The organism is Leptotrichia sp. oral taxon 879 str. F0557, assembly GCF_000469385.1.
In the GTDB taxonomy this organism is placed as follows: Bacteria; Fusobacteriota; Fusobacteriia; order Fusobacteriales; family Leptotrichiaceae; genus Leptotrichia; species Leptotrichia mesophila.
This window is the reverse complement of sequence record NZ_KI271289.1, coordinates 39,071-55,013: the sequence shown is the minus strand read 5'-3', so window position 1 is coordinate 55,013 and position 15,943 is coordinate 39,071. Positions and strand designations below refer to the sequence as shown.

14 protein-coding genes are annotated in these 15,943 nt (G+C 30.1%); 2 read left to right on the top strand and 12 right to left on the bottom strand.

The window, feature by feature from the left end; translation table 11 throughout:
• The first annotated feature begins 258 nt into the window (after window positions 1–258).
• Both HMPREF1552_RS01070 and malQ read left to right on the top strand, forming a co-directional pair.
• Window positions 259–828, top strand: a complete 570-nt coding sequence (locus tag HMPREF1552_RS01070) for a DUF5105 domain-containing protein (RefSeq protein ID WP_051311972.1) — start codon at window positions 259–261, stop codon at window positions 826–828.
• A gap of 160 nt (window positions 829–988) precedes the next feature.
• The gene (gene malQ / locus HMPREF1552_RS01065) at window positions 989–2,485 is read left to right on the top strand and encodes a 4-alpha-glucanotransferase (protein WP_255349258.1); all 1,497 of its coding nucleotides are present in this window, start codon (window positions 989–991) and stop codon (window positions 2,483–2,485) included.
• Between the two features lie 107 nt (window positions 2,486–2,592).
• On the opposite strand, the gene HMPREF1552_RS01060 is transcribed toward malQ, so the two are convergent.
• The 12 genes from HMPREF1552_RS01060 to HMPREF1552_RS01010 all read right to left on the bottom strand — a co-directional run bounded on the left by HMPREF1552_RS01060 (window position 2,593) and on the right by HMPREF1552_RS01010 (window position 15,347).
• Window positions 2,593–3,141 (bottom strand): hypothetical protein, encoded by a 549-nt coding sequence (locus HMPREF1552_RS01060; RefSeq protein WP_039900900.1) that lies wholly within the window; start codon window positions 3,139–3,141, stop codon window positions 2,593–2,595.
• A gap of 108 nt (window positions 3,142–3,249) precedes the next feature.
• The gene (locus tag HMPREF1552_RS01055) at window positions 3,250–4,023 is read right to left on the bottom strand and encodes a lipopolysaccharide assembly protein LapB (RefSeq protein ID WP_039900899.1); all 774 of its coding nucleotides are present in this window, start codon (window positions 4,021–4,023) and stop codon (window positions 3,250–3,252) included.
• A 238-nt stretch (window positions 4,024–4,261) separates the two neighbouring features.
• Complete coding sequence (locus HMPREF1552_RS12405; RefSeq protein WP_006803660.1) at window positions 4,262–4,414, bottom strand: hypothetical protein; 153 nt, start codon at window positions 4,412–4,414, stop codon at window positions 4,262–4,264.
• Between the two features lie 27 nt (window positions 4,415–4,441).
• Entirely contained in the window at window positions 4,442–5,065 is a 624-nt protein-coding gene (purN, locus tag HMPREF1552_RS01050) for a phosphoribosylglycinamide formyltransferase (RefSeq protein WP_039900898.1), read from the bottom strand.
• Window positions 5,053–6,051, bottom strand: coding sequence for a phosphoribosylformylglycinamidine cyclo-ligase (gene purM / locus HMPREF1552_RS01045; protein WP_021743177.1), 999 nt, complete (start codon window positions 6,049–6,051; stop codon window positions 5,053–5,055). The genes purN and purM overlap by 13 nt, the downstream gene beginning before the upstream one ends.
• A gap of 21 nt (window positions 6,052–6,072) precedes the next feature.
• The gene (locus tag HMPREF1552_RS01040; protein WP_021743176.1) at window positions 6,073–6,360 is read right to left on the bottom strand and encodes a YciI family protein; all 288 of its coding nucleotides are present in this window, start codon (window positions 6,358–6,360) and stop codon (window positions 6,073–6,075) included.
• Window positions 6,361–6,369: 9 nt separating this feature from the next.
• Complete coding sequence (gene purF / locus HMPREF1552_RS01035; protein WP_021743175.1) at window positions 6,370–7,821, bottom strand: amidophosphoribosyltransferase; 1,452 nt, start codon at window positions 7,819–7,821, stop codon at window positions 6,370–6,372.
• A gap of 252 nt (window positions 7,822–8,073) precedes the next feature.
• Entirely contained in the window at window positions 8,074–8,790 is a 717-nt protein-coding gene (gene purC, locus HMPREF1552_RS01030; protein WP_021743174.1) for a phosphoribosylaminoimidazolesuccinocarboxamide synthase, read from the bottom strand.
• Between the two features lie 121 nt (window positions 8,791–8,911).
• Window positions 8,912–9,391 (bottom strand): 5-(carboxyamino)imidazole ribonucleotide mutase, encoded by a 480-nt coding sequence (gene purE / locus HMPREF1552_RS01025; protein WP_021743173.1) that lies wholly within the window; start codon window positions 9,389–9,391, stop codon window positions 8,912–8,914.
• Window positions 9,392–9,431: 40 nt separating this feature from the next.
• Window positions 9,432–10,133, bottom strand: coding sequence for a hypothetical protein (locus tag HMPREF1552_RS01020; RefSeq protein ID WP_021743172.1), 702 nt, complete (start codon window positions 10,131–10,133; stop codon window positions 9,432–9,434).
• Between the two features lie 97 nt (window positions 10,134–10,230).
• Window positions 10,231–11,346, bottom strand: a complete 1,116-nt coding sequence (locus tag HMPREF1552_RS01015) for a DUF3829 domain-containing protein (protein WP_021743171.1) — start codon at window positions 11,344–11,346, stop codon at window positions 10,231–10,233.
• A gap of 194 nt (window positions 11,347–11,540) precedes the next feature.
• Window positions 11,541–15,347 (bottom strand): phosphoribosylformylglycinamidine synthase, encoded by a 3,807-nt coding sequence (locus HMPREF1552_RS01010; protein WP_021743170.1) that lies wholly within the window; start codon window positions 15,345–15,347, stop codon window positions 11,541–11,543.
• Window positions 15,348–15,943 lie beyond the last annotated feature (596 nt).

Genomic DNA, 15,943 nt, shown 5'->3' with positions numbered 1-15,943 from the left:
TTAATTTAAATGTCAATATTTTTCATAGCCTAAAACTAAGAATACTTTAAATAATCGCTTTAATTATAACATATTCACTATTAAATTTCATTAATTTTTTTCTCAAACGTCAAAAATTCGTACTCCATTTGCCTTTTTTATTTCAAATTTTTATCGACAAAGTTTAAAAAAATGTTATTATGATTTAAGGTATGCCCATTTTTCCTTATTGAAAAATTGATGATGACTACCGTAAAATCTTTAACATGGAGGAAATTAATGAAAAAATTATTACTCATTTTAACAATGTTACTATTTGTATTGAGCTGCGGAACTCCACAACCGCAAAAAGATCTTGAAACTGCATTAAAAGCTCTTCAAAGTGGAGATGAAAAGAAAATACAGGAATTATATTCCAGTTCTGAGACACTAGACAATGATGATTCTGCAAAAATTATGAGGGAAGGTTACAAAAAATTAAGCTATAAAGTAAAAAACACAAAAGTAGAAGGCGATAAAGCAACTGTAAACCTTGACATAAAATCTCCCGATTTAAGTTCTTATTTCCCTGAATTTCTACAAAAGGGACTATCAATACAAGCTGCAAATCTAGGAAAAAGCGATGAAGAACTAACAAAAATGGGCGAAGAATTTACAGTAAAATTCTTTTTAGAAAAAATAAATTCAAAAGACTTGAAATTTAGCGAAAAAAATATAGATGTCGTTCTAAAAAAAGTGGATGGAAAATGGAAAATTGACGGGCAGGATGAAAAGAACAAAGAAATTCTTGAAGCTCTTACGCTAGGTTTCAACAAACTTATAGAAAGCCTAAGTAATCTTAAAAACTAAAAATTATTAAATCTTCAAAAATACTTTATTTTCAATACTTACAATACTTTTCCAAATTTTAACAATTTTACATTTACGTATATGTTGACTTTTGGCATAAAATATAGTATATTTAGTATGAGAAGAGAAAAATTTGATTATTAATAATTTTAAGGAGGATATAGAAATGTTTGAGAGAAGTTCTGGTATTTTGTTACATCCTACTTCACTTCCTGGAAAATATGGAATTGGAAGTTTAGGAAAGGAAGCATATAAATTTGTAGATTTCCTAAAAAAAGCAAATCAAAAATTATGGCAAATTTTCCCGCTTGGGCCGACTGGATACGGTGATTCACCTTATCAATGTTTTTCGACATTCGCTGGAAATCCATATCTGATTGATTTTGACTTATTAATTGAGCAAAATTTATTATCTGAGGAAGATTTGAAAGATATTAATTTTGGTGATAATAAGGAATATGTTGATTATGGTGCTATTTATAATCAAAAATATCCTTTACTAAGAAAAGCATTTGAAAATTTTAAAGCTAATGGAAACGATGATTTAAAAAGAAAATTAGAAACTTTTAAAGCTGAAAATAGCGATTGGTTAAATGATTACAGCTTGTTTATATCTTTAAAAAACCACTTTAATGGACTTCCTTGGACTGAATGGCCGCACGATATTAAAGTTAGAGAAGAAGCCGCTATTAATAAATACAGAGAGGAATTAGCTGATGAAGTTGAATACAATAACTTTATTCAATGCCTTTTTTTCGATCAATGGAACAATGTAAAAAAATATGCTAATGATAATGGAATTAAAATAATTGGAGATATACCAATCTTCGTTGCAGTAGACAGTTCTGACGCATGGGCAAATCCAGAAATTTTCCTTTTCGATCCTGAACTAAAACCTGTTAAAGTAGCTGGTGTTCCGCCTGATTATTTTAGTGCCACAGGACAGCTTTGGGGAAATCCTCTATACGACTGGGATAAATTAAAAGAGTTAAACTACAAATGGTGGGTAGACAGAGTTAGAGCTAACCTTTCTACTTGCGACATCATAAGAATTGACCACTTCAGAGGATTTGAAGCATACTGGGCAGTTCCTTATGGAGACGATACTGCAATAAATGGTCAATGGGTAAAAGGACCTGGAATTGACTTATTTAATAAAATAAAGGAAGAATTGGGAGAATTACCAATTATTGCCGAAGACTTGGGATTAATGACACAAGGTGTTATTGATTTGAGAGAAGCAACTGGATTTCCTGGAATGAAAATCTTAGGTTTTGCATTTGATTCAGAAGAAGAAAATGACTACTTGCCTCATACTTATACAAAAAACTGTGTAGTTTATACTGGAACTCACGATAATGATACATTAATCGGATGGTTTACAAAAGCAAAAGATAAAGATAAACAATTTGCAAGAGATTATTTAAATTCACAAACTGACGATAATATCCATTGGGATGCAATAAGAGGTGCGTGGAGTTCTGTTGCAAACATGGCAATCGCTCCAATTCAAGATTTCCTAGGATTAGGAAGTGAAGCTAGAATCAATACTCCTGGAGTTGCTAGCGGAAACTGGCAATGGAGATTAAAAGATGGTGTATTAACTGATGAATTAGCTGAAAAAATTGCTAAATTAACAAAAGTTTATTCAAGATAATTTGAAAACTTTTTTGAAATTATACAATTTATGATAAATAAAATAGAGAGAAATTTGAAAATATTATTCAAAAAACTCTCTATTTTTTATTACACTTATTAAAAAATTTACCTTTTTACATTATCATATTTTTGCATAAAAAGTGTTGCGACATATTCATTTTTATTGTATTTTACGCCTCCAATTTCCACTTCTCCTGCCACATCTTTTAAATCAGAATATTGATTATATTCCCAGCCATTTTTACTTGTCTGTTCCAAAATTTTAGCATTCTTTTGATATGACAGTTCAATTACTTCAGCATTACCTCTATATCTATATTTTTTTAACAGTTGTAAAATCTGAACCATAGTATTTTCTTCGTTTTGTTCTATCAAAAAAGTTAATTTATTTGGAAGAGATTTGTTCATTCTCCAAATTTCTTCTATCAACTTTTCTGCAAATTTCTTCTCATCACTTTTATATCTAAAAGTAACCATGTCTCCTAATGATAGAGCTTTTGTTAACACTCCGCTTTGCTCTACAGTTCTTGCAATAGGATTTTTGAAATTATCATCCATTACAGTTATAACCACTTTCGGCATATAAACTTTTTTCTCTTTTGGAAAAGATAAAATTGATAATATTAAGAATAATGATAGTATTATTTTTTTCATTTTCCACTCCGTTCTTAAATTTTTATTGTCTTGTTTATATTCCAAATTGAAATAGAATCTTATTACAAATGCTAACTACTTTATTAATAAAATCTACTTTTTATTTTTTTATAGTTTATCTTCTAATTTACTCATTTCTAGTTTATATTTCTCAAATAATTCTTTCGATTTAGTTTTGTTGCCTTTTTTCTCATAAAATACACTCATACACAAATACGAACTAGGATCACCTTTTTGTATGCCTAATTTACAAATTCTTTCTCCTTCTTCAAGACTTCCATCCTTTATTTTTTCTGTTCCATAATATCCATAAGCATAAATATTACCATTTTCATATTCTTTTTTTATTAAGTTTTTAATTTCATCAGTTATATTTCTACGTTTAATCGAAATTACTACAATATTATTTATTGAGACTTTATCTCCTTTTGCTAATGCTTTTTTAAAAAATTCTTCTGCTTTTTCATAATTTTGATTGTCATAATAAAAATTGGCTAACATTTTAAAAATTGTTATATCATTATTTTTAATAGTTCTTAATATTTTTTCTGCCTCTTTTTCTTTATTTTGTTTTATATAAATATATGCCAAATTTATTTTCATTCTTTCTTTTAATTTTTCATCTTTGGTATTTTCTAAATCTTTCAAAAGATAATATTCCGCTTTTTGAAATTTACCTTGAACAGAATATAAATAGCCTAGAGCATTATAAGCGTTTGGATTCCCTTTTTTCAATGCTTCTAAAAAATATTTTTCAGCTTCATTGTATTTTTTTTGATTAATATAATTATTTCCCTTTTCAAATTCCTCATTGCCATTTGCTCCATAACTTATCGAAAAACTAAAAATTAACAGCATCAAAATTAAAAATGTAGGTTTCATTTTCATCTCCTTTCAGTTTTTTTCCTCTATTTCTCGGAATTACAGTAATATTTAACTTATCTAGAATATTGCCATGTATCTATTTTTACTTTCATGCCTTCTAATTATTCTTATTTTTATCCTTTAATTTTTTCTGAATAAATTTCACCATTAAAAATCCAGTTAATCCTCCTGCAATCATAGCAGCAATTACTAATATTTCTTCCATATTATAGTTTACCTCCAAATCTTTCTAAAATCAATCATCTAATTTTTCTTCTTCTAACTTATCCTTACTTTCAATTTTTCCTAATTTTCTAAAAAAAGCAACTATTAATCCTATTCCAGCTACTCCTCCAATAATTATCATGATATATGTTAATATAACCAAAATAGTATAATCTGTATCCATATTTAAATCATTCCTTTACTTTTAAAATTATTGTCCTAATAACTTTTTAATCCCTTCTATTAGCAGAATATGCTCTTTTTCCAGCACTCTCTTTTGCAAAATTTCAGGCGTATCATTCTCATAAACAGGCACTTTCACATTTGTTATAATTTCTCCTGTGTCTATTCCATTGTCTACAAAATGGATGGTGCAGCCGCTTTCTTTTTCCTTGTTTGCGATTACAGCTTCGTGGACTTTTATTCCGTACATTCCTTTTCCACCGTATTTTGGGAGAAGTGACGGATGAATATTTATAATTTTACGATTCCATTTGTTTATGAAATTTTCTGATAAGATTGAAAGATAGCCTGCAAGTACGATGTAATCTGTTCTTTCTGTATCGTTTTCCAAAATAGCGTTTATTTCATCTGATAAATTTTTTCCAAATAACTTTTTATCGAGCATTATACTTTTTATCCCATGTTTTTCAGCTCTTTCCAGTCCAAAGCATTCCCTATCAGCAATAACGTAGGAAATTTCACAGTTTAAGTTGCCGTTTTCGATATTGTCGATTATTGACTGTAAATTGGAGCCTGAACCTGATATAAATACTGCTATCCTCGTTTTTTTATTTCCTGTATCATTTTTTGAATTTTCAATTATTTTAGACATATTTTTTCATCACCTTTTCCAATATGTCCGATTTCATAAGCATTTTCACCATTTTGTCCTAAAATTTCAATTACTTTTTCTTTATTTTTTGCGTCTACAATCAATACAAATCCTATACCCATATTAAATGTTCCCCACATTTCCTCTTCGCTTACTCTTGAAAATGCATCGTGCTTAAATAACTCGTGAATTTGAATTTTTGATTTTTGTATATTTGCACAAAGTCCATCAGGTATTGTTCTTGGAACATTTTCGATTAGTCCTCCACCAGTAATGTGAGCCATTCCGTTGATTTTTACTTCCTTCATTACAGCCTGAACTGGTTTTACATAAATCTTTGTTGGAGTCAATAAATGCTCTCCAATTGTTTTTCCATTATAAACTTCAGTAAAGTCAGTAAATAATTTTCTGATTAATGAAAAACCGTTACTGTGAGCTCCGCTTGATGGAATTGCAATTAAAACATCACTTTCCTTAACATCTGAACCATTCACAATTTGGTCCTCTTCTACCGCCCCTACTGCAAATCCTGCAATATCATATTCTCCTGGAGTATAGAATCCTGGCATTTCAGCCGTTTCTCCACCAATTAAGGCAGCTTCTGACTGCAAACATCCTTCCACAACTCCGCTTACAATTTCAGCCGACACATTTGAATCTAATTTCCCGCAAGCTAAGTAATCTAGGAAAAATAACGGTTTCGCTCCGTGACATAAAATATCATTTATACACATTGCTACGCAGTCTATTCCTACTGTGTTGTAAATCCCTGTTTCAAATGCAACTTTTAATTTTGTCCCAACTCCATCAGTTCCAGAAACCAGCACAGGCTTTTTATAATCTCCAAGTTTGTATAAAGCTCCGAAACTTCCCAAATCATTCATAACATTGGCATTATATGTGCTTTTGGCACCATTTTTTATTTTTTCTACACTTTTATACCCTTCTTCTTTATCTACTCCCGAATCTTTATAAGAAATTGACATTTTTTCCTCCTATTATATCTTTTATTCTACAAATATTTTAAAATTTTTGTTATATTTCGTAGGAAAAAATTCCGTAATTTCATATTCTGCAATTTCATTTATATTAAATGGATCTTCTAAAATTATCTTTTCTACTTCTGATAAACTTTCTGCATTTAATAAAATTACACCGCCCGTTCTAGGATTTTTTCTTCCTGAACAAATGAATTTTCCCATTTCATAATATTTTTCCAAAAATTTTATGTGTTCTTCTAAATGTTTTTCAACTTCACTTACTTCCTTTATATAATTCAAATTTACAATATACATTTTTTCACCTTATTTCTTTAATTCCTCTAAAGCCTTTTTTTGAATTGGTGTCAACGAAGCATAAAATTCTTCTTCATAATCACCCAAGCCAGCTGGATAATCTCCATTAAAACATTCCATGCAAAGCCCTGTATAAGGTGCGTCAAAATCAAGCCCTATTGACTCAATCAGCCCATCTATGCTAAGAAATGCAAGCGAATCTGCTCCTATATATTCTCTTACTTCCTCAACAGTTTTATTTGCTGAAATTAATTCAGACGATTTTGAAACATCTATTCCATAAAAAATAGGAAATTTAAATTCTGGAGATGCAATACGGACATGCACTTCCTTTGCTCCCGCCTCTTTTAACAATTGAACTATACGGCTTGAAGTTGTCCCACGGACTATTGAGTCATCTATCATAACTACAACTTTATCTTTTACAACACTTTTTACAGCGGACAATTTCATTCTGACACCTTGTTCACGTAATTCCTGTGTTGGCTGAATAAAAGTACGCGCTACATATTGATTTTTGATTAATCCCATTTCATAAGGCTTTCCAATTTCTTCTGCATATCCACTTGCCGCTGATAATGATGAGTTGGGAACTCCAATTATAATATCTGCATGTTCAACTGGAGCTTCCTGCGCCAATCTTCTTCCACATCTTTTACGTGACTTATGAACATTTACTCCAGAAATATCAGAATCAGGACGAGCAAAATACACATATTCCATTGCCGCAATGGCAGTTGAAGTATTTTCAGTATATTTTTCTATTCTATATCCACTTTCATCAATAATAACCACTTCTCCAGATCTTATATTTCTAATAAACTCCGCTCCAACAATTTCCAATGCACACGTTTCGCTTGCCAAAATATAAGCTCCATTTTTTGTTCTTCCTAGAATTAAAGGACGAAATTCAAATGGATCTACTGCCCCATACAATTCTGTCTGAGTTTGAATTACGAAAGAAAATCCACCTTTTACTTGACACAATGCATCTTTTAACTGGCTCAGAAAATCTTTTTCCTTGCTTCTTCTTATCAAGTGAACCAATACTTCAGTATCAGACGAAGAATGAAAAATTGCACCGTGTTCTTCTAGCTCTCTTTTTAACGTCCTTGCATTAATCAAGTTTCCATTGTGTGCCAAAGCAATGCTTCCATCAAAAAATTGAAATAAAAATGGCTGAATATTACGTCCACTGCTACTTCCAGAAGTTGCATACCGCACATGCCCTATGGCACTATTCCCTTCCAGACGGTTAAATATCCTGTCATCATTAAATACTTCTGACACTAATCCAGGACCACGATGTCCGTTTACACGTTTTCCATCACTTACCACAATTCCTGCCGCTTCCTGCCCTCTATGCTGAAGACTGTGAAGCCCGTAATAAGTAAGTCTTGCTGCATTAGGATGTCCATAAACTCCAAAAACTCCACATTCCTCATTCAAACTCTTAATCATTTGTAATTTTCCTCCATTTTTATTATAAACTATTCTAAATTTATAATTCTATTGATATTTTTACTATAAAAAAATTATCTCTCATTTATCTGATAACAAGTATTCAAGACTCTCTTGCTAATATATATAGTAAAACTGCTTTAAAACCAAACTTAAAAGGCTATGACTATTTTACTCAAACCTTAAATTTATATAATTTTTAGTAGTTTAATTTTAAATAGGTTTGAGTATACTTTAAAATTCCTAAAAAATTTATTTTAACACTTCTTCCAAACGACGTAAAACTTCACGATATGCTCCCATTACATCTCCTAAATCCTGTCTAAATCTATCCTTATCCAATTTTTTAAGCGTATCTTTATCCCATAATCTCATTGAATCTGGACTTATTTCATCAGCCAGCAAAATATTCCCATCCTTATCTCTTCCAAACTCAATTTTATAATCCACTAAAATCAAGTTAATTTTATCAAATAATTTTGAAAGCAAGTCATTTATTAAAAAAGTTTGCTCCTTAATCTCAGCCAATTCATCTTCAGTTACCAATTCCAATGCCAAAGCGTGATCATCATTCAATAAAGGATCTCCTAAATCATCATTTTTATACGACAGTTCAAATGTAGGTCTTTTAAAAATTTTTCCTTCTTCAGCTCCATATCTTTTCACAAAACTTCCAGTAGCTCTATTTCTAATAATTACTTCCAAAGGCACAATTTCAACCTTTTTACAAAGTTGTTCCCTTTCGTTCAAAGTTTCAATCCAATGAGTTTTCACACCATTTTTTATCAAATATTCATAAATCAATGTAGAAATTTTATTATTCAAAATCCCCTTATCTTCCAACTGGTCTTTTTTTACCCCATTAAAAGCTGTTGCATCATCTTTAAAATACATAATTATTTCATCTGCTTTATCTGTTGAAAAAATTGATTTTGCTTTTCCTTCATAAATTTGTTCTCTTTTTTCCATTTTTTTATTTCCTCCTAATTTCCACTTTTTAATATATTTTCTATTTTTCCTCTAATCTTTATAAATTTTTCAAATACTAATTTTTATTCAACTAACTCAATATTTATTATTTTAACCAATTTTATAATTCAATTTTTTTCTCATTATCCGCAATAAACTTAGCCTTCATCTCTTTTCTGAAATTAATCAGTTTCTCCTTAATTTCAGGATATTTTACCGATAAAATCTGTACAGCCAGCATTCCTGCATTATATGAATTATCAATTCCAACTGTTGCCACAGGAATAGACTTTGGCATCTGAACAATTGAATAAAGAGCATCAAGCCCTCCAATCGCTCCATTTAAAGGTACACCTACAACTGGAAGAATTGTCTTTGAAGCAATAACTCCTGGTAAATGTGCCGCAAGCCCAGCTCCAGCAATAATCACTTCAACCCCTCTCTTTTCCACATCTGCAAGGACTTCCTCCAATTTTTCAGGAACTCTGTGAGCCGACAGGACATCGGCCTCGTACCCAATTCCAAATTCCTTCAGGCAATTTGCTGCACCTCTCATTTTTTCAGTATCCGACTGACTTCCAAAAAATATTGCTACTTTCATTTTATAAATCTCCCTTCATTTATTCTTTACTTATTTTTACTTACTTTAATTCTCTATTCAAAATATCATAACCACATTTTTCATTAATTTTCAAATCTGATGTTTCCATAACAATATTTACAATATTTCTATCTGTATTTTTAATGTATTTCCCATAAAATAGAATTTTTTCTTTATTATTTCTAATATCGTTAAAATTTTTAGAAAAATAGCTATAAAAATTTTTATTGTCTGAATATTCAGCTTGCAAAACTAAATCAAATTCATTTTTAAATCCCAACACAGAAGTATTTTCAGATTTCAAGATTTTTATATTTTCAAATTTCTCAAGTTTAAAAAATTGTATTTGAAAATAGAAATTAAAAGTTTTTAAATTATTTACAACTTTGTTATTTTCAGCATGATAAAACTTTCCGTTTTTATATAAGATTGGTATTTCTTTAATTTTATTTTCTATTTCTTCAGAATAGTTTCCGTTCCAATTTCCATTTTCCTTTTTTAAAAATAAAATTTTATTTTTTTCTTTACCATTTCTTTTATCTTTCATCGTCAATTCATACTTTGTATCACAAAATTCATCTAATGTTTTTTTGGAATAACTATTTATAATGCCATTTTTTACAATCTTTGCCTCCTTTTCCAAATCTCTAGGTTTTTCTAATTTCCAATTTACAAAAAGAAATATTATTGGACAAGATGCAAGTATTAATATTACTACAGTTATGAATATTATTTTTTTCATATTCTATCCTTTAATAAAAAATCTAATCTCTTACACCATTTTTTGTGTAAATTTTTACTTATCTATATAAAAATCAGCTTTCTTTTTATTTGAAACACTATCTGCTTCTTGCAAGTTGTTTTCTTATAACTTGTTCTATTTCCTGATTTCTTTTCATAAGAAGTATTCCAATTGCATTTATATCTGTATATTTCTTATTTTCCATATCAGACATTATTTGATTAATTAATTCTAAATTTGATTTATTTTCTTTTTTAGCCAAAAGATAGATTTCCTTGTCTATTATTGCTTTGGAGTTTATAAATTCATACTCCTTATTTTCCATCGTATCTGATAATTTTTTTATTTCTGATTGAATTTTTTTCAAATCTTGTAAATATTTTTCCCTGTCTTTTTCTTCAACTGGAACTTCAAATGCTTCTTCTGCATTATAAATTTCATTCCAATCGTACAATTTATAGTAAAATATATCAATCAATAAACTTTCTTTAAACAAATCACCTATTGGTGTATTATTTCCATATTGCTGATCTGTATAAAAAACAGCCGTTTTTTTTAGTAAATATTTTAATTTAAAAATAAATATTTTGTTTAATTCCCTATATTTTTCCTTACGTTGTTTAATACTTTCTAAATATTCAGAATTTAAAGTTTTTCCCTTTGCAAAATTGTCCTTTTTATAATCTCCTGATTGATAATAATTTTCCAAGTTATCTGCTTTCGACTTCCAAATTTTTAATGATTCAATCCAATTTCCTGTTAATTTACCAAACAATTTATCATTTTTATTTTCCTTTTCCAGCACTTGAATTACACTGTCAAAATCTGAAAAATTTTTTTCTGATGCCATTTTCAAAAAGTCATTTATTTGCTTTTCATCAGGTTTTACAAAATTATTATTATCATCTAAAAATATCTTTTTGTAATCATAAAAAAAATCTTTTTCATAAAAATACAAAATTATTTTAGTAACATTGTTACCATAACGAGGCATATTTTCAGCAATTTCTCTGAATTCTTCCTTCCAATTCTTAGGTATATGTTCAAAATCCAGCATTTCATCAAGTGAGATTTCACGTAAAGTATCCTGATTACTCACATTTTCAATCTTTTTATTTTGAGCATTCTCCGACTTTTCTTCTTTCTTTTGGCAATTTGATAAAACTAACGACAGCAAAATGGCTAAAAACAGAAATTTATTTATTTTTTTCACACCAAACTTCCTTTACAAAAAATTAAAATTATTTAAGTTATACTCGAATCCATTTAAAATTAAACTATTAAAAATTAGACATTAAGGTTTGAGTAAATAGTCATAGCCTTTGAGTTCTGTTTTAAAACAGTTTTACTATGCAAAGATAGAATCAATATTAATCCAAGATTCTATCTCCATAACATAATTTTTTTCTATTTAAAAAATTTTATTCCATTTCTAAAGATATTTTGTTCCTTATTCCCATAAATATTTTTATAAACATTCTTTCCTTTTCTTTCAGAATGTCCCATTTTCCCAAAGATTCTTCCATTGTGAGCAAGCATTCCTTCGATTGCATAATATGAACCGTTTGGGTTAAATTGAGAATCCATTGTTGAATTTCCATCTAAACCTACATATTTTGTTGCAATTTGATTGTTTTTGAATAATTTTTTGTATTCTTCCTCCGTAATAATTATTCTTCCTTCACCGTGAGAAATTGCGACAGAGTGAATATCTCCCTCTTCCATATCAGAAAGCCACGGAGAGTTATTTGTAATAATTTTTGTCTGCACGATTTTTGACATATGTTTATCAATTGCATTAAAGGTCAAAGTTGGCGAAGTTTCTTTCAATTCACGAATTTCCCCGTAAGGAAGCAATCCTGATTTTATAAGTGCTTGGAAACCGTTACAAATTCCTAAGATTAACCCATCTCTTTTTAGTAAATTTTCCACAGCTTCTTTGACTTTTTTATTTTTTAGAACAGCAACCATGAATTTAGCAGAACCATCTGGCTCGTCTCCTGCACTAAATCCGCCTGGTAGCATTAAAATCTGCGAATTATTAATTTCCTTAACAAAACTGTCAATTGAATCTAAAATATTTCTGTGAGACAAGTTGTTAAACACTCCTATTTTAGAAATTCCTCCTTCACGGTTAAATGCTCTTTCCAAATCATATTCTGAATTTGTCCCTGGAAATACTGGTATAAACACTCTAGGTTTTGCATAAGTGTTTGAGATATTACTAATTATATTTTCATGCTCAATTTTAGCAAGTTTTTCATATTTTAAGCCTTCACAATGTGCAATTTCATGCTCTTTTGCCACTTCTTTTTTCGTTGGGAAGATTTTTTCAAGTTTGCTTTCCCAATTTCCAATTAACTCATCTAATTCAAAAGTTATTCCATTTATACTAATTTTGGCTTCATCAGTCACTTTTCCGAGCAACATCGCATTTTTATGCTCAATATTTTCAGCAGTTTCCACAATAAATGCTCCGTAATTTACTTTAAACCAGTCATTTTCATCAACTTGTACCGAAATATCCACACCCAGTTTATTTCCAAATGCCATTTTTGCAATACTTTCTGCAATTCCACCATTTTTCACAGCCATAGCAGATACAATTTTTTTATTTCTTATATTTTCAGTTATAAAATCAAAGTTTGCCTTTAATTCATCAAGTTTTGGTAAATCATTTTCATCATTTGGCGTTGTAATTAAGTACACATTGTTTCCAGCCTTTTTAAATTCGCTAGAAATTACATTTTCGGCATCTGTAACGCTTACTGCAAATGATACCAATGTTGGCGGTACAGAAATTTCGTTAAATGTTCCGCTCATTGAGTCTTTTCCACCAATTGACGGCAATCCAAAGGCTTTTTGAATGTGCAATGCTCCTAATAATGCTGATAATGGTTTACCCCATTTTTTAGAATCCTGCCCCAGTCTTTCAAAATATTCCTGGAATGTAAATCTAATGTTTTTGTAGTTCCCTCCACCAGCGACAACTTTTGCCATTGACTCAATTACAGCGTAAGCACCGCCGTGGAATGTACTTTGTTTTGCAACATAAGGATTATATCCATACCCAACCATTGAAGCAACGTCTGTTTCTGCATTAATTACCGACACTTTCTGTACCGAAACTTCCACAGGTGTCAACTGATATTTCCCACCAAACGGCATTAATACAGTAGTTGCTCCAATTGTTGAATCAAAAGTTTCAACCAATCCTCTTTGTGAAGCGACATTCAAGTCTTTCAGGTTATTTATAAATTTGCTTCTAAAGTCATTCCCTTCAATTTCTCTGTTTAAATTCAATTTTGATGTATTCTCAATTGTAATATTGATATTTGAAGCCGCTCCGTTTGTATTTAGGAAATCTCTTGAAATATCAACAATTGCTTTTCCGTTGTATTTCATAACGAGTCTGTTAGAATCATTAATTTCAGCTACTTTATACGCTTCCAGATTTTCTTCGTTTGCAAATTCTATAAATTTATCCAAGTTTTGTTTTTCAATAACAACAGCCATTCTTTCCTGCGACTCTGAAATAGCAAGTTCCGTACCATTTAGCCCAATATATTTCACTCTTACTTTATTCAAGTCAATTTCAAGCCCGTCAGCAAGCTCTCCAATCGCAACTGAAACTCCTCCAGCTCCAAAATCGTTACATTTTTTAATTAATTTTGTAACATTTTTATTTCTAAAAAGTCTTTGAATTTTTCTTTCTACAATTGCATTTCCCTTTTGAACTTCAGCGCTTGATTTTTCTGAAGATTCTGTTGTATGCTCCTTAGACGATCCAGTCGCTCCTCCAATTCCGTCTCTTCCAGTTCTTCCACCAAGTAAAATTACAATATCCCCATTTTCAGGCTTTTCACGAATAATATTTTCAGCAGGTGCCGCTCCCACGACAAGTCCTAGTTCCATTCTTTTAGCCTTATATCCTTCATCGTAAATTTCATTCACATGAGTTGTCGCAAGCCCAATCTGATTTCCATAAGAAGAAAATCCGTGTGCAGCTACTTGCGTAATAACCTTTTGCGGCAATTTTCCAGCCATTGTATCCTCAATTTTTTCAGTCGGATCAGCAGAACCGCTAATTCTCACAGCCTGATAAACATAAGTTCTTCCAGATAACGGATCACGGATTGCTCCACCAATACAAGTAGAAGCTCCTCCAAACGGCTCAATTTCTGTCGGATGATTATGAGTTTCATTTTTAAACTGCAAAATCCATTTTTCAGTAACAGTATTTTTTTCCCCATTTTCATCAATTCTTTCAATTGGCACATCAATATAGATCGAACACGCATTTATCTCATCCGAAACTTCCAAATCTGGCAAGTTCCCATTTTTTCTCTGCTCTTTTCCAAAAATTGTAGCAAGATCCATAAGAGTCATAGGCTTTTTAGAAATTCTGTCAGCATGAACGTACTCCCTGCTTTCCAAGTACTCATTAATAGCCTTTTCAATAATATTTTTGTAAGTCTCATTTTCAACTTTTATATCGTCAATAATTGTTTCAAAAGTTGTGTGTCGGCAATGATCGCTCCAGTAAGTATCAAGAACACGAATCTCAGTTTCCGTAGGATTTCTTTTTTCTTCATTTTTAAAATATTCCTGAATAAACAACAAGTCGTTCACAGTCATCGCCAGTTCCAATTCATTTTTAAGACTTTCGATTTCCTCTTTTGTTTTTTCAGTAAATCCTTCATAAACAATAACATCATCCGTATTTTCAGTTTCAACATTTTCACTTAAAACTTTTAAATCTTTTTCCCTCGCCTCAACCTCATTTATATAATATTTTTTTATTCTCGCAAGTTCATCAGGAGAAATTTTTCCGTATAAAATTATCAATTTTCCGCTTTTTACATTAATATTATTATCTTCATCAATCAATAAATTTATACATTGAATCGCAGAATCCGCTCTCTGATCATATTGTCCTGGCAAAAACTCCACTGAAAAATACACATTTTCTGAATCTTTTTCCTTAAATACTTCATCAAATGACCTAAAAACATTGTCAACATTTATTTCCGAAAATACAGTTTTTTCCAATTTTTCCAAATCATTTTCACCCAAGTTAAACACATCATAAATATTCAAGACTCTTACATCAACAAGCCCATCTATCCCAATGTTCTCCTTCAAGTCACTAAACAAATTCTGTGCTTCCACTCTAAAATCTTCTTTTTTTTCCACAAAGATTCTATAATTCATTTTTTCTCTCCTTCTTTCTGCTATATTTTTTATTTATATTAACTAATTTAATACTATTTCCCATTTAAATAGCAAATATTTAATAAATTTTGAATTAAATATGTTTAAGCAAGGGTTTTAAACTTCTTGTCCTTAACATAGTTTTTATTTTCTAACAGGATTTAGTATTAGATTATTTTGTTTAATAACAGTCTTTTCTATTTTTATTATGTTTTTTCTTTATTTTTCGCAGGATTGCTCATTGCCGCAAATCCTTATCTTGCATGAAAGATTTATTCTAATAATTAAAATTGTGGCAAGATTGCTACGCAATACCTATGGCTAGACTACGACTTTTATTTACCCAACTTCGAAACTCCTCCTTTTCCAGTCGTCAAACAGTCGTAGTTGAACAAATAAAATCTCCGTTAGTTTATCAATTCTTTAAAAATACTAGGTTTTTATCCTTTACGAAAAAATTTTTAATATTTAAACGAGATTTAGTTTTAATCATCACAGTTATTATAATAAATAAAAATTATTATCTAAGCGAAGCGAATTTCAATTTTGTTTTCAAAAAATACTTAGACAAGCTGGGATTAGTGCGTAGCACTTTC

Excerpts from the sequence above, each read along its gene's own strand:
- purE (WP_021743173.1), bottom strand. The coding sequence starts at position 9,391 with ATGAAAGTAGCAATATTTTTTGGAAGTCAGTCGGATACTGAAAAAATG.
- purM (WP_021743177.1), bottom strand. The coding sequence starts at position 6,051 with ATGTCAATTTCTTATAAAGATTCGGGAGTAGATAAAGAAGAAGGGTAT.
- HMPREF1552_RS01020 (WP_021743172.1), bottom strand. The coding sequence starts at position 10,133 with ATGAAAAAAATAATATTCATAACTGTAGTAATATTAATACTTGCATCT.
- HMPREF1552_RS01040 (WP_021743176.1), bottom strand. The coding sequence starts at position 6,360 with ATGTATATTGTAAATTTGAATTATATAAAGGAAGTAAGTGAAGTTGAA.
- HMPREF1552_RS01060 (WP_039900900.1), bottom strand. The coding sequence starts at position 3,141 with ATGAAAAAAATAATACTATCATTATTCTTAATATTATCAATTTTATCT.
- purF (WP_021743175.1), bottom strand. The coding sequence starts at position 7,821 with ATGATTAAGAGTTTGAATGAGGAATGTGGAGTTTTTGGAGTTTATGGA.
- purN (WP_039900898.1), bottom strand. The coding sequence starts at position 5,065 with ATGTCTAAAATAATTGAAAATTCAAAAAATGATACAGGAAATAAAAAA.
- HMPREF1552_RS01010 (WP_021743170.1), bottom strand. The coding sequence starts at position 15,347 with ATGAATTATAGAATCTTTGTGGAAAAAAAAGAAGATTTTAGAGTGGAA.
- HMPREF1552_RS01070 (WP_051311972.1), top strand. The coding sequence starts at position 259 with ATGAAAAAATTATTACTCATTTTAACAATGTTACTATTTGTATTGAGC.
- purC (WP_021743174.1), bottom strand. The coding sequence starts at position 8,790 with ATGGAAAAAAGAGAACAAATTTATGAAGGAAAAGCAAAATCAATTTTT.
- HMPREF1552_RS01055 (WP_039900899.1), bottom strand. The coding sequence starts at position 4,023 with ATGAAACCTACATTTTTAATTTTGATGCTGTTAATTTTTAGTTTTTCG.
- HMPREF1552_RS12405 (WP_006803660.1), bottom strand. The coding sequence starts at position 4,414 with ATGGATACAGATTATACTATTTTGGTTATATTAACATATATCATGATA.